We start from the raw sequence: 21,579 nt of genomic DNA, 5'->3' as shown, positions 1-21,579 counted from the left end.
AGCCTTCACCCGACAACAGCCACAGGCATAGAAAGGTTATGCGCAAGAACACCCAAGCCTGCTATTACAGCGACTACCTGCAACTGGACAAGCTCCTGGACGCCCAGGCCATGGAAAGCGAACGCCATGGCAACCCGGCCCATGACGAGATGCTGTTCATCGTGACCCACCAAGCCTATGAGCTCTGGTTCAAGCAGATGCTCCACGAACTGCGTTCGGTGATGAGCCTCTTCGAAGGCGAGACGCTGGACGACAGCGCTCTGGCCACCACAGTGCACCGCCTCAAGCGCTTCACGGCCATACAGCGCCTCGTCAACGAACAGATCACCGTGCTGGAGACCATGTCGCCCCAGGACTTCCTGGAATTTCGCGACTACCTGGTGCCGGCTTCCGGCTTCCAGTCGGTGCAGTTCAAGGAGCTGGAGATCCGCCTTGGCCTGCGCCGTGACCAACGCACCGAGGCCGACCGCCAGTTCTTCTATGCCCGTCTCAAGGACGAAGATCGCCAGTACTTGCTGGATCTGGAGCAGCAGGAAACCCTCACCTGCCAGCTCGACCGCTGGCTGGCCCGGTTGCCGCTGCTGGAGTTCGACGGTTTCGCCTTCTGGGAGCACTACCGCAAGGCCTCCCAGGCCATGCTGGACTCCGATGAGGCCATCATCCGCAACACCTTCGACGGCGACGACCTCAAGGTGCAGCTCGAAGAGCTGGACGGCACCCGTGCCCGCTTTGCCGCCCTCTTCGACGAGGCCCATTACAAGCAGATGCGCGAAGAAGGCCAGCTCAGCCTCAGCCACAGGGCGCTGATGTCGGCCCTCTTCATCAACCTCTACCGGGACGAGCCGCTCTTCCACCTGCCTTTCCAGCTGCTCACCACGCTGATGGAGATTGACGAACTGTTCACGGCCTGGCGCTATCGCCATGTGCTGATGGTCCAAAGGATGCTGGGCTCGAAGATCGGCACCGGCGGCTCCAGCGGCTCCGACTACCTGCGCCGCAACACCGAGGCCAACCGCCTCTTCAAGGATCTCTACGCCATCTCCACTTACCTTTTGCCCAAGCACGCCCTGCCGGCGCTGCCAGAAGCGATCAAGAAGAAGGTGGGTTTCAGCCTCGGCTGAGATGGCGTAGCGCCTTCTCCAACTCCTACCCACCTGCCCAAGCACGCCCTGCCGGCGCTGCCAGAGGCCATCAAGAAGAAGGTGGGTTTCAGCCTCGGCTGAGATGGCGTAGCGCCTTCTCCAGCTCCTACCCACCTGCCCAAGCACGCCCTGCTGGCGTTGCCAGAGGCGATCAAGAAGAAGGTGGGTTTCAGCCTGGGCTGAAGCCGCCAAGAGACAAAAAAGGCGATGCCTCAGCATCGCCTTTTCTTTTGGGCCGGCTTCAGGGCCTCAATTCGGCGGCGGCCTGGAACAACAACCGGTGCAGAGTGACGACGGCGTCGAGGTTCTTCTGGTAGCCGCCGCCGATGACGGCGGCGACGGGGATGTCATCCATCAGGCAGCGGCCCAGCACCAGCTTGTCCCGCGCCAGCACACCGGCGCTGCTGACCTGGAAGTGGCCCAGCTCGTCGGCGGCATGGATGTCGACGCCGGCGTCATAGAGCACCAGATCCGGCTGGTAATAGCGAAGGGCAAGGCTCAGCGCCTCCTCGACGGCGGCGAGGTAGGGGCCGTCGGTCAGGCCTTCGGGCAAGGCGACATCCAGGTCCGAGTCGGGCTTGCGGGCCGGGTAGTTGCGCTCGGCATGGACAGAGACGCTGATGCAGTCGGGGTGGCCGGCCAGCATGGTGGCGGTGCCGTCCCCCTGGTGCACGTCGCAGTCGAAGACAAGCACCCTTTTCACCTTGCCGCCGGCCACCAGTGTCTGGGCGGCCATGGCCAGATCGTTGAAGATGCAGAAGCCGCCACCCTTGGCGTAATGGGCGTGGTGATAGCCGCCGGAGAGGTGCAGCGCCAGGCCCTGCTCCAGGGCCAGCTCGGCAGCAAGCAGGGTGCCCTTGTTGGCCGCCAAGGTGCGCTCGATAAGCCTGTCGCTCATGGGAAAGCCGATTCGGCGTGCCATGCTTGGCTCCAGGCGCTGGGCCAGGAAGGCGCTGGCATAGTCAGGGCAGTGCCAGCGCAGGGGGTATTGGGGGTCGGGCTCGGCGGCGAAGTAGCGGTGCGGGACCTTGGCCAGATCCCGCTCCAGGGCCGCTTTCAGCCGTTCGTATTTGCCGACCGGGAAACGGTGGTTGGCCGGCAGGGGAAAGCTGTAACTGGGGTGGTAGACCAGTGGCAGCATCAGTGCTCTTTCAGCCACGCCTTGAAGCGGGCCTTGGTGGCGTCGTCGGCCTGCTGGTACCAGTAGTGAAGCTGCTGCTCGGCCATGTTCTGGTCGGTGGCGCTGAGCTGCTGGGTCATCTCACCCTGGGGGCGGGGCTGCGGCTTGGCGGCCACGGGAGCGGCCAATGCCTTGGCAGCCTGGCTGTCGCCGGCGGCGCTTTTTAGGATGAACTGGGGCTTTTCGGCAAAAGCCTGGGCGGCCTCAAGATCGTCAAGGGGCGGCGTGGTCAGCAGATAGCTGCCTTCGGCCGGCACCTGGATGCTGATCCAGCGCTCGTCCGTATTGACCTTGGTGTAGGACTCGAAGCCGTCGTCAAAGATCTTGGAGTAGCTGACCTTGAGCTGGTGCTTGCCTGGTGCCAGGTTCAGTTTGTCGGTCTTCTGCCAAAGGAAGTTTTTCACTTCCTGGCCGTCCAACTGGTGGACGTAGACGGGCTCGGCCAGCTTCAGTTCGGCGGCGTGCAGGGACAAGGTAACGAGGGACAGGCTGAGCAGGGGGAGTAAACGCATTAGTGCCTCCAGGCGGCTTCGAGTGCCGCAAGACGTTCTTCCAGTTCGGTAATGGCCTGGCGGCAGCGCCCCAGGCGTTGGTACTGGCGCAGTATTTCAGCCTGATGTTGCATTGTCATGAAGCTGTCATTTTTTAAATCGCGGATGCGCAGCTCCAGGCGTTGCTCGAACTCCCGGTATTGGCTGAGCTTCTCATAAAGGGGCCTGTAGCGCCCCACCACCGCCTTGAGGATAGGCGCCTTGTCCCGGCCAAGGTTGTCCGCCACCTTGTATTGCTGGATGGCGCGGGCCAGGGCCGTGGCCTGGTCCCCCAGATGTTCGAGGCGGGCTTCCAGGGCTCTGGGGCTGATGGCGTCGCTTTCTCGCTCCAGCGCATCCAGCGCCTGCTGCATTTCCTCGACATAGGGCACCAGGGCGCGGCCTTTGCTGCGGAAAAGGCCGGCCGGGAACAGCGCCTTGGCCTGGTGCTTGGCGAGCTGGCCGGCGCGGGCCCGGTCGGCGTCGGCCTGTTGGGCATCGACCAGCAGCCGGGCCAGGGCCGTTTTCAAGCGCAGCAGTGCTTGTTCGCTGTTCACCATGCCTCCCAGGCCAGCTTGGCAGCCATGATCAGCACGACGCTGATGAAGATGGGCCTGATGAAACGGCCACCGAAGCGGATGGCCGAATGGGCGCCGAGGTAAGCGCCTACCATCAATGCCGAGCCCATGGCCAGGCCAAGGCCCCAGTGGATATGGCCGAGGATGGCGAAGGTCAGCAAGGAGGTGAAGTTGGACAGGAAGTTCATGGTCCTGGCCACGCCGCTGGCGTGGAGTATGTCCAGCTTGAAGATGGCCAATGTGGAAACGGTCCAGAAAGCGCCCGTGCCAGGGCCGAAAACGCCGTCGTAGGTGCCGAGAGTGAAGCCCTGGATCCCCTGCTTGAGCTTGAGCCTGCTGCCCTGGGGCTGATGGCGGCGGCCGGCTTCGACCTTGGGCATCAGCAATGTGTAAAGGGCGGCGCCGAAGATGGCGATAGGCAGGGCTTTTTCCAGCCAGGCGGCCTTGAGCCAGTCTACCGTCAGGGCGCCAAACAGGGCCCCCAACAAGGTGCCGATAGCCGCTGTCTTCCAAAGCTGCGGGTCGAAGAGGCGCTTCTTGAAAAAGGTCCAGGAGGCGGTGGAGGAGCCGAAAGTGGCCGCCAACTTGTTGGTGCCCAGGGCCAGGTGGGGCGGCAGGCCGGCCGTCAACAGCGCCGGCACCGTTAGCAGGCCACCGCCACCGGCGATGGCGTCGATAAAGCCGGCGGCAAAGGCCACCAGGGGCAGCCAGATCCACACATCGGGTTGCAGTACCAGGTCGGTCACCTGTTGGGCGCTCCTGCATGGCCGCGCTGGCGGGGGAGCGTCAAGGCTTGGGTCACTTATGGATCTCCCGGGTGAAGGGGGGCAGGGCGTCCAGCAGCTGGCGGCCATAACGGCGGCTGACCAGGCGCCTGTCGAGGAGCACTATCCTGCCATAGTCCGACTCGGAGCGCAGCAGGCGCCCGGCGGCCTGTACCAGCCGCCGGGCGACTTGGGGCAGGGCCAGGGTGCTGAAGGCGTTGCCGCCCTTCTTTTCGATGTATTCGGCCTGGGCCTGGCTGACCGGATCGTCGGGCACGGCGAAGGGCAGCTTGGTGATGATGAGGTTGGTGAGCAGCTCCCCTTTGAGGTCCAGACCTTCTGCCAGCGCCCCTGTGCCGAAGAGGATGGAGCCTTGGCCGTTCTTGACCCGCAGCGCATGGGCCTCCAGCATGGCCTGGCGGTTTTCCCTGCCTTGCACCAGGGGCGGGTGGGGCAGGCGCTTGGCCACTTTCTCCAGCACTGCTTCCATCTGCCAGTAGCTGGCAAAGAGCACCAGGGACGCCTGGTCGGCCGGCAACCAGTCTGGCAACACCCTGGCCAATTCGTCGGTGAAATGGGGATCGGCGGGCTCGGCCTGCATCTTCGGGATGACGAGCCTGGCCTGGGCCGGGTAGTCGAAGGGGGAGGGCAGCGCCCTGTATTGGCAGCCTTCGAAATGGTTCAGCCCCAGCTCGCGAGCGGCATGGGTAAAACCCTGGTGGCTGCGCAGGGTGGCGGACACCAGCACGGCACCGGCGCAAGGCTCCCAGAGCTTGTGCCTGAGCTGGGATGCCACTTCTATAGGGGCGGCGCTGAGGGTAATGTCTTTGTCGCTGCGCTCCAGCCATTTGGCCCAGGGCACTGTCTGCTCCGCTGCCAAGGCCCCCCAAAGCTTTTGCAACCGCTCGGCCCCTTCCATGGCCGTCAGCAGGTGCTCTTGCAGCGGCAGCAGTTTGGGAGCGATATCGCCGTCCAGCTGGCTCAGCAGTTGCTGCAGCTTGCCGTTGAGCTTCTGGGCGGCGGCGTGTTGGTCTTCGGCGACATTTTTCAGCCAATCCGGCAGTTTGCCCTCGGGAAAGCGGTAGTTGGCCTCTTGGGCGAAAGGTTGGCGGCCCAGCCATTGGTAGACCCCCTGCTGGCCCCCGGCCAGTTCCAATGCCAGCTCCTGGGCTGCCATGGCAGGGCCTACCAGGCCGTCCCTTTTCATCAGGCCCTGCAGCTCGTCCAGCCAACCGGGCAGCTTGGTCAGCCATTCCTTGTCGGCAAGCAGGCGGCTGTGCTCTTCCATGAAGGTGCGGGCGCTTTCGGCCAGGTGGTGGGCTTCGTCGATGATGTAGAAACAGTCGTCTGGCGCCGGCAGCAATGTGCCACCGCCTTGAGCAAGGTCGCTGAGCAGTACATGGTGGTTCACCACCCAAAGATCCACCTGCTCGGCCTTGTCCCGCACCTGCCAGTAGGGGCATTGGATATGGTGCTTGCCACTGCAGCCAAGGCGGTCACTTTCGATGCCGTGCCAGCGCTCCGGTGCTATGGCCTGGGGCCAGCTGTCCCTGTCACCGTCCCATTTTCCTTTCAGGTAGGTATCTAGGAGCTTTTGATAAAAGCTGGCCTGGCCGAAGAGGTCCGCCTCGCTTGCCGCCGCTTTCAACTTGTGGAGGCAGCAGTAGCGCTGCCGTCCCTTCAGCAGCCGGGCTTCGACCTTGAGGCCGGCCCTGACCAGTTGATGGATGTCCTTCTTTATCAGCTGTTCCTGTAGGGCCACAGTGGCCGTCGCCACTACGACCTTCCGCTTATGATGCCGGGCCACCGGCAGGGCCCCCAAGAGGTAACCAAGGGATTTCCCCACCCCGGTACCGGCTTCCGCCATTAACAATCGCTGCTGGCGGTGGTAGTCGCCTCCCAGCGTTTTTGCCACTTCTGCAACCAGCAACTGCTGGCCCTTGCGGGGGCGGAACTGTGCTGACTGCTCGCCGAGCTGTCGGTAAAAGTGTTTGATTTCATTCTTTATTTTCTCGGAAAGCACGGCATTCAGTGGCTGATGGGGAGGGCGACAGTGTAGAAAGCGCCCAGCGAATTGCAAGTGGTAACATTTTGAAATGAGGAAAAATTTCGGATTTGAACTACTGTTAATTTGCTTCAGAAATATGGCTGTAGTTTTGCCGTGAGCTTAATTAGAGAAAACCGTAGCAGGGAGCAACACCATGTATCGCAAAAACCGCATTGCCAAAGCTGTCAGTGGCATTTTCTTTGTAGGTCTTTCATCAACAATAGCGACATCGGCTGCTTATGCAGCTGATGAGGAAGATAAAGGAAATGTCGAGCGTATTGAGGTGACGGGGTCCCGTATCAAGAGGACTGATCTTGAAACACCGGTACCTGTGACCGTTATTACCCGCCAGGACATTAAGCAAACAGGTGCCATCAACGTCGGCGATATATTGAAACAGTCACCGGTAGCCATCGCCGCATCGGATCAGTCCAACAGTACTTTCTCCACCACCACTGTCGGCCTTAATACCACCGCCTTGAGAAACCTTGGCCAGGAAAGAACCTTGGTTCTGGTTAACGGACGCCGTTTCGTTTCCGGTGTCGATCCATCTACCGGCTATGCGGTGGACTTGAACGCTATCCCGACGGCGCTTATTGAGCGCATTGAAATATTGAAAAGCGCATCATCAGCCATCTACGGCTCAGATGCCGTGGCTGGCGTAGTCAACATCATCACCCGCAAGGACTTTGAGGGCGTTGAGGTTGACCTGCAGACGGGAATTTCTGACCACAGCGATCGCGAGCAAAACACCGTTAATATCACTACAGGCGGCAACTGGTCCAGTGGTAACGCTTGGGTGTCTGTCGGCTACGACAAAGATAATGGCTTGAAGTCCTCTGACCGTAACTTTTCAAAATATGACCAGGCAATATTCCTGGATGACAACGGTAATGAGGTGGTTGACAACCTCTTCTCCTCTTATCCACCTCAGGGACGGATCAGCTATAAAGACTCGGGAGGTAAAAGCCACACTGTCAACGCCGATGGGACCCCCTATTCCGGCGGCTTTAATAGGGCTGATTATCGCCAGTTGGTTATCCCCATTGAGCGGAAATATGCAGCAGCAGGTATCTACCAGAACGTGACCGACAATACCAAGCTTTGGACGGAGTTAAACTGGAACTCTTCGAAGACAATCAACTCCACCATAGAACCGACACCGCTGGACATCATTAACAACGTCTGGCTGAAGGACAGAAATGGCACCGGTGGCATGGATGTCAACTCACCCTTGGTCCCTGATGCACTTCGCCAGCAACTGGTGGCTGCCGGTATTACCAACCTCAATCAAGTCAGCGCCTTTGTTCGCCGAATGGTGGAATTTGGGCCCAGGTCCACCGATGTAACACGAGACACTGTCAGGGTGGCTACAGGGGTCAACTACAGCATTGATGATAACTGGGAATGGGACAGCTATCTGACCTGGGGACGCACCAAGCAAGACCAGTTCGATGGCGGCCAGATCAACGTCGAAAGGGCGGCAACGGCCATGGATGTCATCGACGATGGCAGTGGCAACTTGGTTTGTCGCAATGAGCTGGCTCGCCTGCAAGGCTGTGTACCGCTCAATTTCTTCGGTGCTGGCACCGTTTCCCAAGCAGCAGTGGATTATATTAGGGTGCCTTCCAAAGCCAACGGTGCTGCCGAACAATTCGTGGTAGCTACAGGTATTACCGGGGAACTGCCCTTGGAACTGCCTGGCGGTGCCATGTCTATGGCGGCTGGTATTGAACACCGATTGGAAAAAGGCAGTTTCAATCCAGGCGAGTTGGCTCAAACAGGTGCTTCATCCACCAATGCTGCGGAGCCTACTGACGGTTCTATCCACACCAACGACTACTATTTGGAATTCGTGCTGCCGGTTATCGAGAAACTGGAATTGGATCTTGCTGCACGCTATAGCGATCACAGCATAGTTGGCGGCCAGACCACCTGGAACGCTGGGGTCGAGTATTCGCCGGTAGACAATTTCAAGCTGCGTGCATCAGCCGCTAGAGCGATCCGGACTCCCAATATTTCGGATCTCTATGCCGGCAGAGGGGAGAACTTCGCCACTGTCGTGGACCCCTGTAACGGTATTACCGCGACGACTACGGGTATTGTTGCCGATAATTGTCGGTCCATTCCCGCTGTTGCTGCCAGGATTGCTGCTGAAGGTGCATTTAACCTGACTCAGGCTGAAGTGCAGAGTACCGGTGGTTATCAAGGTGGTAACCCTGACGTTAAGGAAGAAACAGCCAAGACCTGGAGTGGTGGTTTTATCTGGCAGGTGATGGACGGCCTGTCCATGACCACAGATTATTATGACATCAAGGTCGACGATGCTATCAGTACCACCTCTCGCAACGTGGTTCTGACTCGCTGTTTCACCTCGACCGATTTCTCACAAAACTGTAACGGCAACGCCATTCGCGACTCTAACGGTGTATTGACCGAGGTCAATACCGGCACCGGTAACGAAAACAACATCAAAACCCGCGGTCTGGATGTTGAGGCGACTTATACCGCTGACATGGGGCCTGGTGCTTTCAAAGCCGAGCTGAAGTGGAACCACCTGTTTGAATACAAGCAGACCCCCATCGGTGGTGGCGAAACAACCGACTACACAGGTGAAGTATTGTATCCCAGGAACAGGGCCAACCTGAATCTGTCTTACAGCTTCGATGATTTTTCTGTGGCATGGCGGATGCGCTATTGGAGTCATGTAGTTGACTCTAATGACGGTAGCAACCTCAACTTCACCGATGGCAACCCACTGGTCAAGTACAACAGTATCAAAGCTGTCTGGTATCACGACCTCAACGCCACCTACGCTTTGAGCGACAAGACTATGTTCAACGTAGGTATCAGGAACGTCTTCGACAAGAAGCCGCCTGTCCTTAACCAAAGTTCGAACTATGGTTCTACCGGTATTAACACTGCCCCTGAGGCCTATGACGTAACGGGCCGTTACTTCTTCGCTGGTGTGAACTTCAAGTTCTAAACCGGTGCGCTGAATGAGAGGCTACCTTCGGGTAGCCTTTTTTATTTAAAGGGTCTTGATGCGGAACTTTCTTGCCCTCTTACTCGTTGAAGGCTTTACGCACCCGCCACCATTACAGAAGTAGCCTCAGCTGTCCTCGTATGTAACCCTTCATTAATGTCCCATAAGTTCTGCAAATATAGCTGCGAGCAAGTGACTGCTCTGTACTGGCAGAGCCTAGTCTCCAGCCCTAGGTTGTCGGCACCCTGAGCCCCGCGACCGGGGCTGGGTAGTAATCAACGACACTGTTTGTTGATACAAAACATGGCCCTTGTTACCTGAGTTGACGCTACGGTTGCGCAGTAATGGCGCGGTTCTGCTGGTGTTGTTAGTGTTGTGAACGTGGTGTTGACTGTCATCGTTTCGTATGTTTATAGTTGGTCGACGGTTGGGCTAGACCCAATAACAATGACTTGCAAGACATTGCAAGTACGAAACAAGAAGCCATGAAAATGGTCCAGGGAGAAAACTATGTATCGCAATAGTAAGTTGGCGAACTCTGTTCGCTGGGCAATGCTTGCTGGTGCAACCACCGCTGCTATTACCGCCATCCCCACCTACGCTGCGGATGGTGATCAGTCTGTTGAACGTATCGAAGTTACCGGTTCTCGCATCAAGCGCACCGATATCGAGGGCGCTTCTCCGGTAACTGTTATCGACCAGGTTGCTATCCAGAAAACCGGTATTCAGAGCCTGGGCGATCTGCTTCAAGAATTGCCGGGTGCAGGTTCTGCTCTTAACACCTCCGTGAACAACGGCGGTACCGGTGCCACCAACATCGACTTGCGCAACCTGGGCTCTCAGCGTGTACTGGTCCTGCTGAACGGCCGCCGTATGATCAACGGTATCGGTGGTGGTGGTGTCGATGCTTCTGTTGATTTGAACACCATCCCGCTGGCTGCCGTTAAACGTATTGAAGTCCTGAAAGACGGTGCTTCTGCCGTTTACGGTTCCGATGCTATCGCCGGTGTTGTAAACATCATCACCAAGAATGATTTCGACGGTGCCGAGGCTACTGCCTACTGGGGCCGCAACCTGACCAAGAAGGACGGCACTACTCGCTCCTACGATTTCACCGTGGGTTCCAACGGCGAAAAAGGCAACATGCTGATCGCTGCTTCCTACGTGACTCAGGATCCGACCTGGGCTGGTGACCGTGATATCTCCAAGTACGGCTACAGCTCCACTACCCCTCAGGGCCGTTTCACCAACTTTGACGCCATTCCTGGCTCCAACATGCCGCATGTTGCCACCCTGACTACAGGTGAAGATGGCAAGCAATCAAGCGACTTCAGGGCCTTCACTGGCGACGACTACTACAACTACGCCCCTGCCAACTATCTGCAGACCCCGCAGGATCGTAAGAGTGTCTACGCCCTGGGCAACTACGACATCACCGACAGTGTCCGCCTGAACACCGACTTCTTGTTCACCAATCGTCAGTCCAGCCAGTTTTTGGCCGCCATGCCGCTGACCATCGGTTCTCAGTTCGGTATCATCCCTGGCTCCGTCAACGTCGATGCCTCTAACCCCTACAACATCTGGGGCACCACGCTGTGGGCCGATGGTGCTAACAACCCGGGTGATGTTTACACTGGCAACGTGCGTATCCAGCGCCGTATGATCGAAGCGGGTAACCGTGTCTTCCGTCAGGACGTCAACACCTACCGTTGGTCCACCGGCCTGAGCGGCTCTTTCGGTGATACCTCATGGACTTGGGATGTGAACTACATCTACGGTAAGTCCACCTCCACCGATACCACCACTGGCCTGCTGAACTTCGACGCCATCAAAACGGCCCTGGGCCCTGTTGACAAGTGCAACGCCACTGCCGGCTGTGTGCCCCTGAACCTGTTCGGCGGCGTCGGTTCCATCACCCAGGATATGGTCGACTACATCACCTATACAGGTGTTGATAACTCTGGTCAGACCCTGCGCGACTGGACCGCCAACGTGACTGGCGATCTGTTCGAATTGCCTGCCGGCTATGTCCAAGGCGCTTTCGGCATAGAGCGCCGTGATGAGTTTGGTTACGACACTCCCGAGCCGCTGACTCAAAACGGTTCCTCTTCTGGTAGCCAGCGTAGTGCTACCGCCGGTGGTTTCAACATCAAAGAAGCTTACGCGGAATTCTCCGTACCTGTCATCGATAGCTTGAACCTGTCACTGGCCGCTCGTTATTCTGACCACAGCACCTTCGGTTCCAAGACCACCACCAAGGTGGGTATCGAATACCGTCCGATGGATGACCTGTTGCTGCGCGCCACCAAGGCCCAAGGCTTCCGTGCACCGTCCATCTCTAACCTGTATCAGGGCCAGACAGACTCTTTCGATACCCTGAACGACCCCTGTAATGACGGTGGTGCTGGTAAGCCTGGCTGTGCCGGTGTTCCTACAACCTATCATCAGGCTAACTCCCAGATCCGTGCCGTGCGCGTCGCCAACCCCGACCTGAAGCCGGAAACTTCCGACTCCTTCACTGTGGGCGCCGTGTACAACCCCAGCTGGCTGGATGGGTTCGACGTCACTGTCGATTATTACGACATCGAGGTGAAGGACACCATCACCCGTCTGTCGACTCAGCTTATCCTCAACACCTGTGCCGATACCGGCACTACTCTCTGTAATCTGGTCACCCGCGACGCCACTACCGGCGACGTAACCGACCTGCAGGACGGCTTGCAGAACGCCGGTAAGACCCGTGCCAAGGGCTACGATTTCACCGCTGCCTACCGCTTCGGCACTGGCTTCGGTGACTTCAAGATTGCCTTGGACGGCAACTATGTAGATGACTTCACTGATACCGTGGTTGACCCGCAGGGTGGCAGCAAGAAGATCAAACGTGCTGGCATGGAGTTTGGTGACACTGCCGAGGGTGGCTTCCCCCGCGTCAAGGCCAACCTGTCTATTGACTGGAACTACGATGCCTGGTCTGCCAGCTGGGAAACCCGCTACATCAGCGCCATGACTATCGACCAGCCCTATGCTGAAGACGATTTCTACCTGAGCAACCCGGCTGCCGTGGTTTATCATGACGTACAGGCTGGCTACTTCTGGCAAGATTACAACCTCCAGTTCACTCTGGGCGTTGACAACATCTTCAACAAGAAGCCGACTCCGGAGTCTGAGGATGACGAGCTGTCCTCCAACAACTTCGACGTCACCACCTACAGGGCCAACCTGGATCGCTTCGTGTACTTCCGCGTAAGCGCCAAGTTCTAAGCCTCTGAAGGCAATAAAAAAGGCTGCTCTGCAGCCTTTTTTTATTGAAGGAAAACGCGATGAAAATTACCCCCATTTTTGCTTCGCCACTTTGTTTGCATCAGGTAGACAATGCTCAAGCGCTGAATGAGGAACTGAAGGCGGTTATCCTTGAGGCGGAACAAGACCCGCACAAGTACCGCAACCCAGTCCCAACCCAGACTATCCAGGTAGGCATTTTCGAGAGCGAGTTGGATCTGTTTGGCTGGGAGCAGCCTGCTATCAAGACACTTCGTAACATCTGCATGAAGGCCTTAGCGACGCTCATAAAAACCTTGAACGGCTATGATGATGCCACCATGGCCAAGCTGGTGATCCAGAACGAAGCTTGGTTCCACATCACAGAATCGGGCGGATATATCTCTGCTCACACTCATCCGATGTCTTCCTGGTCCGGTGTCTATTTTGTCGATGATGGCCAGCCTGATGAAGGTCGAAAGGACAATGGTGTGCTGCGCTTCCTCGACACCAAGCCGGGTGCGAACATGTTCTTGGACCCTGGTAACAGCGGTCTGCAGGCACCTTTCAATACGGGATCCATTAACTTGCCTACCTCGCCTGGAACCCTGGTGCTCTTCCCCTCATACTTGAATCATGAGGTCACGCCATTTTTTGGGAATGGGAAGCGGATCACAATTGCGTTTAATTCCTGGTGTCGGCTGACGTCGTGAAGCCCGCTTCCTTACTGGGGAGCGGGCTTGGGCCGTGTTGACACCCTGTTACTTATCTGGAATTATCCAGTGCTGGTGTACCCCGGGCGCACTGTGCCTGGCGTGCAATCCTCCGAACTCCTACCGCCCTTAGGTGAGTAGGGATCTATAACGATAAGACGTTGGTTGGGAACTATGTCCAGACTAAGCAAGAGAAGCACACTCGCTGCGGCCCTTGCCGGTGCCTTTATGTTCGCCGGTAGCGCCGCTTTTGCGGCCGATCCTCTTGTCTCTTCTCAAGACGTTGAGAAAAATATCAATGACGCCGCCGCGGCCTCACAGGCCAAGATAGACAAGCTTTCAGATCAGACTCGTGATCTCATCGGTGAGTACCGCTCCACCGTTGCCGAGAACGACAACCTGAAAATCTACAATGACCACATCGCCAAGCTGATTGAGAGTCAGCAGGCCGAAATGGGTCGTTATAACAAGCAGATCAACAACATCACCAAGACGCAGCAAGGCGTCGTGCCGCTGATGTACAAGATGATCGATACCCTTGAGAAATTCGTCGCCCTGGATATTCCTTTCGAGAAGGAAGAGCGTACCCAGCGCGTTCAGAAGCTCAAGGACATGATGGAAGACTCTGCTGTCTCCACCTCCGAGAAGTACCGCCGCATCCTTGAGGCCTACCAGATCGAAGTGGAATACGGTTCCAAGAGCTCCGCCTACCAGGGCGTACTGCCGGTTGACGGCAAGCAACTCTCTGTAGACTTCGTTCACGTTGGCCGTGTGGCCTTCCTGGCTATGTCCCTGGACCAGAAGAATGCCTGGTTCTGGAACAAAGAAACCAAAGCCTGGGAGAAGGTGGGTGACGAATACATCACCTCTATCCGTGAAGCGGTTAAACTGGCTCGTGGCCAAGCTGCCCCGAACCTCATGAAACTGCCCATCGAAGCGCCGGAGTCTGCCGAATGAAAACCGTACTGAAGAGCGTGGCCCTGGCTGCGGGTCTTATGCTGGCTGCCCAGCCGGTAATGGCAGCTGCTCCCCAGGCCAAGACCCTGGAGCAACTGCTGCAACAGGTTCAAAAAGATCGCCTCTCTGATGGCAAGATCAACAAAGAGCGTGAGCAGGAGTTCCTGTCCGAGCGCGCCGACAAGCAGGCCCTGCTGAGCAAGGCCAAGCGTGATCTGGCCGACGAACAGGCTCGTGGCAAGAAGCTGGAAGCCCAGTTTTCTGACAACGAGAAGACTCTGGCTGAGCTGGAAGAGAAGCTGACCCTGGCCGTAGGCAACATGGGTGAAATGTTCGGTGTGGTTCGTCAGGTCGCTGGCGATGCCAACTCCCGCTTCCAAACTTCCATTATCTCTGCCCAGTACCCTGGCCGTGATAAGGAAATGAGCGAACTGGCTCAGAGCAAAGAACTGCCTGAGATGCCCCAGCTGGAAGACCTGTGGTTCGCCCTGCAAAAGGAAATGACCGCTTCTGGTGAAGTCGTCAAGTTCCCTGCTACCGTAACCACCACTTCCGGTGAGAAGAAGCAGATGGAAGTGACCCGCGTGGGTACCTTCAACCTGATGAACGACAAAGAGTTCTTGGTCTACAACGCCGAGGCCGGTGGTATCAGCGAGCTGTCTCGTCAGCCTGAGTCTTACATTACCGACTCTGTTGCCGATTATGCCAAGAACAAGTCTGGCTACTCTGCCCTCTTCGTCGACCCCTCTCGTGGCACCATCCTGACCCTGATGACGCAGAAAGTGACTCTGCTTGAGCGTTACAATCAAGGTGGTACCGTCGGTTACATCATCACCGGCGTACTGGGTCTGGGCCTGCTGATCGTTCTGGAGCGTCTGTTCGTTCTGGGCGGCATCAGCGCTGCTATTCGCAAACAGCTCAAGTCCGACACTCCCAGCGACAACAACCCCCTGGGTCGCATCCTCAAGGTTTACGAAAACAACCGTAACGTTGACGTTGAAACCCTGGAGCTGAAACTGGACGAAGCCATCCTGAAGGAAACTCCCCGCATCGAGCGTGGCGTTGCCATCATCAAGGTACTGGCTGCCGTAGCCCCGCTGCTGGGTCTGCTGGGGACCGTTACCGGTATGATCGCGACCTTCCAATCCATCACCCTGTTCGGTACCGGTGATCCGAAGATCATGGCCGGCGGTATCTCTACCGCTCTGGTAACCACCGTACTGGGTCTGGTTGCTGCTCTGCCGCTGATCTTCCTGCACTCCATCGTGTACTCCCGTAGCCAGTCCCTGATCCACCTCATCGAGGAGCAGGCCACCGGTCTTATCGCGGAACACGCGGAGAAGGAGTCTAAGTAATGATGCTCTTCCTGATAGAGCTTTGGGAATCTGTCAGGGATTTTATGAATACGGGGGGCATAGTCCTCTACTGGCTGGCCCTCGTATTGTGCATCATGTGGGTTCTGATGATCGAACGTTACATGTACGTCACATCCGCTTTTCCTAAACTGGCAAAAGAGGTTGTGGGTAAATGGGACGCTCGGGAGGACACCACATCCTGGTACGCGCATAGAATCCGTGAGGCATGGATCTCCCAAGCCAATGAACAGTTGAACGCGCGCATGCAACTCATCAAGACCCTGGTGGCGGTTTGCCCGCTGATGGGGCTCTTGGGCACGGTAACCGGTATGGTGCACGTGTTTGAGATCATGGCGAATACGGGTACGGGTAACCCCCGACTGATGGCATCCGGCATTTCCATGGCCACTGTCCCCACCATGGCGGGCATGGTCGCGGCCTTGTCCGGGGTGTTCTTCAGCTCCCGTCTTGAGGCCAAGGTTAAAGTTGCAAGCCATCGCCTTGTCGATAGCATGCCGCATCACTAAGAGAGAGTCGCTATGGCACGTAAACGTGTACGGCAAGAGGAAGAAGCCAGCATTGACATGACTCCGATGCTCGACATCGTGTTCATCATGCTGATCTTCTTCATCGTAACCACCTCTTTTGTCAAAGAGTCTGGTATTGACGTAAACCGCCCGACGGCGGCTACGGCTACCAAGAAGAAGTCTGCCAATATCTTTATTGGTGTTTCCGCCAATGGCGAAGTCCACATGGAAAAACGCGTCGTGGATGTCGAGCGTGTTCGTGCCAACGTAGAACGTATGTTGGCTGAGCAACCCGAATCCAGCGTCGTGATCCAGGCCGATAAAGATACCAAGCATGGTGTTGTCGTCCAGGTTATGGACCAAGTCAAGGCAGCGGGTATCGACAAGATCTCCGTGGCTGCAACACCTGGGAGTTAATTATGGCTAGATCCATAGCAAGTATATTGCTGGGGATTGTGGTCACGTTTGCCCTGATTTGGTTCATGGCCTACTTGATTTCCGGCGGTGCCAAGCGCTTCAACCCTAGCGCTGACGCCCCTGTTATCGACATCTCCATGGACAAACAGGAAACGCCTCCCCAGAACAAGACGCGGGAGTTGCCCAAGAAGCCGCCGCCGCCGAAGGAGCCGCCAAAGCCCATGAAGGCGATTCCAGATGATACTCCCAAGGCGCAAACGCCTATGGAGAATCTGAATCTGCCCAAGTTGGACTTCTCCTCCCGTGGAGGTGGCCCTGCTATCGGTGGTGCACCCTCTATCGGTGGTCCCGTGGGTGGTGATGGCGAAGCAACCCCCATCTTCCGTATGGATCCCAAGTATCCTGTGGAAGCGGCCCGTGACGGTCGTGAAGGTTGGGTAAAACTGAGCTTCACCATCAACGAAGTCGGCGGTGTTGAGGACATCGAAGTCATCGACGCCGAACCCAAGCGTATCTTCGACCGCGAAGCCAAGCGTGCGCTGGCCAAGTGGAAGTACAAGCCGAAGATCGTTGACGGCAAGCCTGTTAAACAACCTGGTCTGACAGTCCAGCTGGACTTCAAACTGGAGGGTAAAAAGTAATGAAGATGAAAAAGCTCGCTTCTTCTTTACTGGCTGTGCTGGCACTGGCCGGCGCAGTCACCCTGCCGCAGTCCGCGCTGGCAGATGACAATGTGGTGCAGGTAAAGGAGGTTCCGAAGCGTAAGACTCAGGCTCTGTCCGAGTCCGCCGGGCGTCCCGTCACCAAGGCCTATGACCTCTTCAGCAAAGAGGATTATGCCGGTGCCTTGAAGATCCTGCAGGACATGTCGCCCCACGACGGTTACGACAAGGCCTACGTCGATCGCTTCATCGGTACCATTTACTATTACCAAGAAAAGTGGGACCAGTCCCTGCAGTACCTCAAACGTGCTGCAGACTCTGGCGCTCTGAACCAGACTGAGCAGGAAGGCGTATTGCGCCAGGTCGGCCAGATGCTTCAGCAGCGTGAGAAATGGCGTGAGTCCTTGACCTACCTGCAGAAGTGGATGGACTTTTCCGGTAAGGAAAGTGCAGACGTTTTCACCATGATGGCTCAGGCCTACTACCAGATGAAAGAGCTGGATAAGGTAGTGCCCTTTGCAGACAAGGCCATCAAGCTCTACAAAAAACCGAACAAGAACCCCTATGTGCTGAAACTGGCGGCCTTCTTTGACCGTAAGATGTACAAGCAGATGGTTCCGGTTCTGGAAGAGCTGGTGAAGCTGGATCCCAAGGAGAAGCAGTGGTGGCTGCAACTGGGTCAGACCTACATGCTGGTCAACGACTCAGATAAGGCGCTCGCTACCTATGCACTGGCTTACAAGCAAGGTTTCCTGACCAAGGAAAACGAAGGCAAGGTTCTTGCCCAGCTGTATGCTAGCCAGGACATTCCTTACAAGTCCGCTATCATCCAAGAGAAGTTCATGAAAGCCGGTCTTATTCCGGAAGACGAGAGCTCTCTTGCGATACTGGCCAACACTTGGCACAACGCCAAGGAGTTGGACAAGGCCATTGAATACTATGGTCGTGCCGGTGAGGCTGGTAAGGACGGTAAGCACTTCCTGAAGCAGGGTAACCTGCTGCTGGAGCAGGAGAAGTATGAGAAAGCCATTGTGGCCCTGAACAAGGCCATCGATGCAGGCAACCTGTCTCAACCTGGCAGGGCTTACCTGGCCTTGGCACAGGCTTACTTCTTCAAGCACGACTACAAAGGTGCCATCAAGCAGCTTCGCCTGGCGAAGGGCTTCGATGATACCAAGAAGACGGCTACCAGCTGGGAATCCTACGTCAAGGATGAAGCAACACGTAAAGGTGTTCAGTTCTGATAAAAGCCCCTTCGGGGGCTTTTTTAATTCCTCTCAATAACCTTTCCTTTCGCTTCAGTTGTCTTTACTAAATAACAAAAAACTATCTATTGCCGCTTTATTCACGTGGCTTGCGTTTTTCCTTTAGTGATATTTTATTTAGTTGATGCTGGAGGGTTTTTTTTATTTTTCAAAAGTTGCGTGCTTGTTTTTATTTTGTTTGTGATGCAGTGATTTGGCCGGTTTTTTGTGATGTTGATCTCATAAACGCGCCTGAGACATAAGTTTTTTAATGTCGGTTGAAACTTTATCGATAGACGCTATTTTTTGCTAAGCCATTGCCTAAAAAGGATGTTTTTCTGTCGTCACCCATTTTTCATCAAAGCGGAGATATTTTATTGTTGTAGCGGTGACCTTTGGTTAACGTTTTTAACTTTTTTGCATCCCGTTGTTGCGTTGACATTAATGTGGCGCTGTTTAAGTATCAATGCGGTTTTTTAAAACCAAGAAAACAACCACAAATCCTAATGCGAACAAAATATCGCCAAAGGGAACGATGTCATGATGTCAAAAACCATTACTTCCAAAGCTGTCAGCTGGGCACTGTTCGCCAGTGCTTCCGCTGCGGTCACCATGCCTGTTCTTGCTGCCGATGACGGTTCCGATCTGGAGCGCATCGAAGTCACCGGCTCTCGCATCAAGCGTACCGACATGGAAACCGCTAGCCCGGTTTCCGTTATTTCCGCCAAGGACCTGGCCGCCGGCAGCTACACCTCAGTAGCCGACGTGCTGTCCCAAAGCACCTTCAGCGCCGGCGCTCCTACCGGTTCCTCCACCAATAACGGTGGTGAAGGTGTTTCCCGCGTCAACCTGCGCGGCATGGGCGAAGCCCGTACCCTGGTGCTGGTCAACGGCCGCCGCATGGTGAACTCCGGTTCCGGTGCCGACGCCTCCGTCGACCTGAGCTCCATCCCCGTCGCCATGATCGAACGCATCGAAGTGCTGAAGGACGGCGCCTCCGCCGTCTACGGTTCTGACGCCGTCGCCGGTGTTATCAACATCATCACCAAGAAGGACTTCGAAGGCCTGCAGATGGATGCCAGCTACGGCGGCACCAAAGAGGGCGACGCCAACACCGCCGAGATCAGCATGCTGATGGGTGGTAGCTTCGACCGCGGCAACATCGTGATCGGCGCCAGCTACCTGGACCGCGGCCTGGCCAAGCAGAGCGAGCGCGACTGGTCTTCCTGCGTTCGCAAGAAAAATGCCGAAGGTGCCTGTGGCAGCGGCAGTGCCGTCATCCCCGGTGGTCTCGTTAGCTTCGGCGGCAAAGATTACGAATTCGACCAGGGCAGCCAGCAATGGGTGGAAGCCACAAGCAGGTACAACTACGTACCCTTCCAATACCTGTACACCCCCCAGAAGCGCGCTTCTCTCTTCGGTAGCGGCCATTACGAGCTGACCGACGATACCCAGCTGTTTACCGAGTTCTTCCATACCAAGCGTATGTCCAGCCAGCAACTGGCACCTTCCCCCGTCAGCGGCGTGGAGATCACCGTAAACGATCCGAGCACCCCCTTCGACGGTCAGAAGGTCGAGTACGCTCGTCGAATGACCGATGCCGGCCCCCGTGGCTACGAGCAGACAGTGGACACCACCCGTTTCGTGCTGGGCGCTCAGGGCTCCCTGGACATCCATAACGGCCTGGATTGGGACCTGTCCTACACCTGGGGTCGTAATGACTCTGTCAGCAAGGTTCACAACCTGCAGAACACCCGCAAACTGGCGGAAACCACCAATCCCGACATCTGCGGAGAGAACGGTGTACCCTGCGGTAACTGGCTCGTACCCGAAGGCCAGCTGAGCCAGGACCTGCTGGACTACGTCAACTACACCGATACCTCTACCGGTGGTAACGAGATGAACGTCGTTGCCGGTAACATCTCCGGTGACCTGTTCGAGCTGCCTGCCGGTATGCTGGGCTTCGCCGCCGGTGCCGAGTACCGTCGTGAATCCGGTTGGTTCCAGCCTGACGCCGTGACCGTCGCCGGTGACAGCGCCCAGTCCCAGCAGGATCCCACTTCTGGCAGCTACGACACCACCCAGGTTTACGCCGAATTCGCCGTGCCGCTGCTGTCCGACGTCTTCCTGGCCAAGGATCTGTCTGTTGAAGCGGCCATCCGCTACTTCGACTACTCCACCTTCGGCAATGACAGCACCTGGAAACTGGGTCTGACCTGGCGCCTGAACGACGACCTGATGCTGCGTGGCGTGCGTTCTACCGCCTTCCGCGCCCCCACAGTTTCCGAACTGTACGGCGGTAACGTCGGTAGCTTCGACTACCTGGACGATCCTTGCTCTGGCTACGGTTCCAAAGATCCCAGCACCACTCTGTATCAGAAGTGTAACGCCGAGATCGGTGATACCACTTACGAGTTCGATAACCAGATCGAGAACACCTGGCTGTCCGACAAAGAGCTGAAGCCCGAGCAGGCCGACACCCTGACCCTGGGTGCCGTCTGGAGCCCGAGCTTCATCAACGGCTTCTCCGCCACCCTCGACTACTACGAGATCAAGGTTACCGACGCCATTGTCCGCATCGATGGCCAGCAGTATCTGGACCGTTGCTATGCCGGTGAGACTGCGGCCTGTGACCTGTTGGAGCTGAGCCGTAGCTCTCTGTCCAACAAGATCAACCACATGGTTCGTCCGTTGACCAACGTCGGTGAGCAGAAGAGCAAGGGTGTCGACCTGAACATGCGCTATGCCTTCGACGCCCTGGGCCTGGGCTGGACTGTCACCTGGGATACCAGCTACCTGGATTCCTTCAAGCAGGATGGCCGCGAGTACGCCGGTACCATCAGCGGTGACAACGGCGCCTATGCCAAGTGGAAGCACAACGCCAGCCTGAAGCTGAGCGGCGACAAGTGGGATGCCTCCTGGCGTGTCCGTTTCATCGACGGCATGAAGGATCTGGAGCTGCAGAGCTTCAAGACCGACGCTGTGTTCTACCACGACGTCTCTGCAAGCTATCACTTCAACGACAAGGCTACCGTGACCTTGGGTGTGGACAACCTGTTCGACCAAGATCCGGAGTTCGTGCCGCACTACTCCAACGCCAACACAGTACCGGAAGTCTACGACGTTCTGGGTACCTACGCTTACGCCAAGCTGAGCTGGCGCATCTAAGCGATTGGAGATTGAAAAGGCGGCCTCAGGGCCGCCTTTTTTATTGGTCGA

At 56.8% G+C, this 21,579-nt stretch carries 16 protein-coding genes; 11 read left to right on the top strand and 5 right to left on the bottom strand.

What is annotated here, in order from left to right; genetic code table 11:
* Positions 1–38: 38 nt before the first annotated feature.
* A complete protein-coding gene (locus PVT67_RS12325) occupies positions 39–1,121 on the top strand; it encodes a tryptophan 2,3-dioxygenase family protein (protein WP_301493914.1) in 1,083 nt (360 codons plus the stop codon).
* A gap of 262 nt (positions 1,122–1,383) precedes the next feature.
* Here PVT67_RS12325 and PVT67_RS12320 read toward each other — a convergent pair whose 3' ends face one another.
* Genes PVT67_RS12320 through dinG form a run of 5 tightly spaced genes read right to left on the bottom strand, consistent with a single transcriptional unit; the run spans position 1,384 to position 6,217 of the window.
* The gene (locus tag PVT67_RS12320) at positions 1,384–2,283 is read right to left on the bottom strand and encodes a histone deacetylase family protein (protein ID WP_301493913.1); all 900 of its coding nucleotides are present in this window, start codon (positions 2,281–2,283) and stop codon (positions 1,384–1,386) included.
* Positions 2,283–2,834 carry a DUF2057 family protein gene (locus PVT67_RS12315; protein WP_301493912.1) on the bottom strand — a complete coding sequence of 184 codons (552 nt, stop codon included), beginning with the start codon at positions 2,832–2,834 and terminating at the stop codon, positions 2,283–2,285. Before PVT67_RS12315 ends, PVT67_RS12320 begins: the two co-directional genes overlap by 1 nt.
* Positions 2,834–3,409, bottom strand: a complete 576-nt coding sequence (gene priC, locus PVT67_RS12310) for a primosomal replication protein PriC (RefSeq protein WP_301493911.1) — start codon at positions 3,407–3,409, stop codon at positions 2,834–2,836. The genes PVT67_RS12315 and priC overlap by 1 nt, the downstream gene beginning before the upstream one ends.
* Complete coding sequence (locus PVT67_RS12305) at positions 3,406–4,176, bottom strand: TSUP family transporter (protein WP_301493910.1); 771 nt, start codon at positions 4,174–4,176, stop codon at positions 3,406–3,408. The genes priC and PVT67_RS12305 overlap by 4 nt, the downstream gene beginning before the upstream one ends.
* Before the next feature lie 52 nt (positions 4,177–4,228).
* Entirely contained in the window at positions 4,229–6,217 is a 1,989-nt protein-coding gene (dinG, locus tag PVT67_RS12300) for an ATP-dependent DNA helicase DinG (protein ID WP_301493909.1), read from the bottom strand.
* 178 nt (positions 6,218–6,395) lie between these two features.
* Here dinG and PVT67_RS12295 point away from each other — a divergent pair, with 178 nt between their 5' ends.
* From PVT67_RS12295 to PVT67_RS12250, 10 genes are all read left to right on the top strand, one after another.
* The gene (locus PVT67_RS12295) at positions 6,396–9,227 is read left to right on the top strand and encodes a TonB-dependent receptor domain-containing protein (protein WP_301493908.1); all 2,832 of its coding nucleotides are present in this window, start codon (positions 6,396–6,398) and stop codon (positions 9,225–9,227) included.
* 510 nt (positions 9,228–9,737) lie between these two features.
* On the top strand, positions 9,738–12,488 hold the full coding sequence (locus PVT67_RS12290) for a TonB-dependent receptor (protein ID WP_301493907.1): 2,751 nt from the start codon (positions 9,738–9,740) through the stop codon (positions 12,486–12,488).
* A gap of 59 nt (positions 12,489–12,547) precedes the next feature.
* Positions 12,548–13,198 carry a TIGR02466 family protein gene (locus PVT67_RS12285; RefSeq protein WP_301493906.1) on the top strand — a complete coding sequence of 217 codons (651 nt, stop codon included), beginning with the start codon at positions 12,548–12,550 and terminating at the stop codon, positions 13,196–13,198.
* Positions 13,199–13,372: 174 nt separating this feature from the next.
* Positions 13,373–14,155 carry a DUF3450 domain-containing protein gene (locus tag PVT67_RS12280; RefSeq protein ID WP_301493905.1) on the top strand — a complete coding sequence of 261 codons (783 nt, stop codon included), beginning with the start codon at positions 13,373–13,375 and terminating at the stop codon, positions 14,153–14,155.
* Positions 14,152–15,510, top strand: a complete 1,359-nt coding sequence (locus tag PVT67_RS12275; RefSeq protein WP_301493904.1) for a MotA/TolQ/ExbB proton channel family protein — start codon at positions 14,152–14,154, stop codon at positions 15,508–15,510. Before PVT67_RS12280 ends, PVT67_RS12275 begins: the two co-directional genes overlap by 4 nt.
* A complete protein-coding gene (locus tag PVT67_RS12270; protein ID WP_336407739.1) occupies positions 15,510–16,037 on the top strand; it encodes a MotA/TolQ/ExbB proton channel family protein in 528 nt (175 codons plus the stop codon). Before PVT67_RS12275 ends, PVT67_RS12270 begins: the two co-directional genes overlap by 1 nt.
* Before the next feature lie 12 nt (positions 16,038–16,049).
* The gene (locus PVT67_RS12265; RefSeq protein ID WP_301493903.1) at positions 16,050–16,454 is read left to right on the top strand and encodes an ExbD/TolR family protein; all 405 of its coding nucleotides are present in this window, start codon (positions 16,050–16,052) and stop codon (positions 16,452–16,454) included.
* A 2-nt stretch (positions 16,455–16,456) separates the two neighbouring features.
* On the top strand, positions 16,457–17,095 hold the full coding sequence (locus PVT67_RS12260; RefSeq protein WP_301493902.1) for an energy transducer TonB: 639 nt from the start codon (positions 16,457–16,459) through the stop codon (positions 17,093–17,095).
* A gap of 5 nt (positions 17,096–17,100) precedes the next feature.
* Positions 17,101–18,360 (top strand): tetratricopeptide repeat protein, encoded by a 1,260-nt coding sequence (locus PVT67_RS12255; RefSeq protein ID WP_301493901.1) that lies wholly within the window; start codon positions 17,101–17,103, stop codon positions 18,358–18,360.
* A gap of 540 nt (positions 18,361–18,900) precedes the next feature.
* Positions 18,901–21,528 (top strand): TonB-dependent receptor plug domain-containing protein, encoded by a 2,628-nt coding sequence (locus PVT67_RS12250; protein WP_301493900.1) that lies wholly within the window; start codon positions 18,901–18,903, stop codon positions 21,526–21,528.
* Positions 21,529–21,579 lie beyond the last annotated feature (51 nt).

The sequence above is a fragment of the Gallaecimonas kandeliae genome (assembly GCF_030450055.1).
GTDB lineage: Bacteria > Pseudomonadota > Gammaproteobacteria > Enterobacterales > Gallaecimonadaceae > Gallaecimonas > Gallaecimonas kandeliae.
The sequence above is the reverse complement of the archived record's forward strand: the minus strand, read 5'-3'. Positions and strand labels throughout refer to the sequence as shown.

Bases quoted from the DNA above. Each gene is read 5' to 3' on its own strand.
- PVT67_RS12325 (WP_301493914.1), top strand. From the start codon at position 39: ATGCGCAAGAACACCCAAGCCTGCTATTACAGCGACTACCTGCAACTG.
- PVT67_RS12320 (WP_301493913.1), bottom strand. From the start codon at position 2,283: ATGCTGCCACTGGTCTACCACCCCAGTTACAGCTTTCCCCTGCCGGCC.
- PVT67_RS12315 (WP_301493912.1), bottom strand. From the start codon at position 2,834: ATGCGTTTACTCCCCCTGCTCAGCCTGTCCCTCGTTACCTTGTCCCTG.
- PVT67_RS12295 (WP_301493908.1), top strand. From the start codon at position 6,396: ATGTATCGCAAAAACCGCATTGCCAAAGCTGTCAGTGGCATTTTCTTT.
- PVT67_RS12290 (WP_301493907.1), top strand. From the start codon at position 9,738: ATGTATCGCAATAGTAAGTTGGCGAACTCTGTTCGCTGGGCAATGCTT.
- PVT67_RS12285 (WP_301493906.1), top strand. From the start codon at position 12,548: ATGAAAATTACCCCCATTTTTGCTTCGCCACTTTGTTTGCATCAGGTA.
- PVT67_RS12280 (WP_301493905.1), top strand. From the start codon at position 13,373: ATGTCCAGACTAAGCAAGAGAAGCACACTCGCTGCGGCCCTTGCCGGT.
- PVT67_RS12275 (WP_301493904.1), top strand. From the start codon at position 14,152: ATGAAAACCGTACTGAAGAGCGTGGCCCTGGCTGCGGGTCTTATGCTG.
- PVT67_RS12270 (WP_336407739.1), top strand. From the start codon at position 15,510: ATGATGCTCTTCCTGATAGAGCTTTGGGAATCTGTCAGGGATTTTATG.
- PVT67_RS12265 (WP_301493903.1), top strand. From the start codon at position 16,050: ATGGCACGTAAACGTGTACGGCAAGAGGAAGAAGCCAGCATTGACATG.
- PVT67_RS12260 (WP_301493902.1), top strand. From the start codon at position 16,457: ATGGCTAGATCCATAGCAAGTATATTGCTGGGGATTGTGGTCACGTTT.
- PVT67_RS12255 (WP_301493901.1), top strand. From the start codon at position 17,101: ATGAAAAAGCTCGCTTCTTCTTTACTGGCTGTGCTGGCACTGGCCGGC.
- PVT67_RS12250 (WP_301493900.1), top strand. From the start codon at position 18,901: ATGATGTCAAAAACCATTACTTCCAAAGCTGTCAGCTGGGCACTGTTC.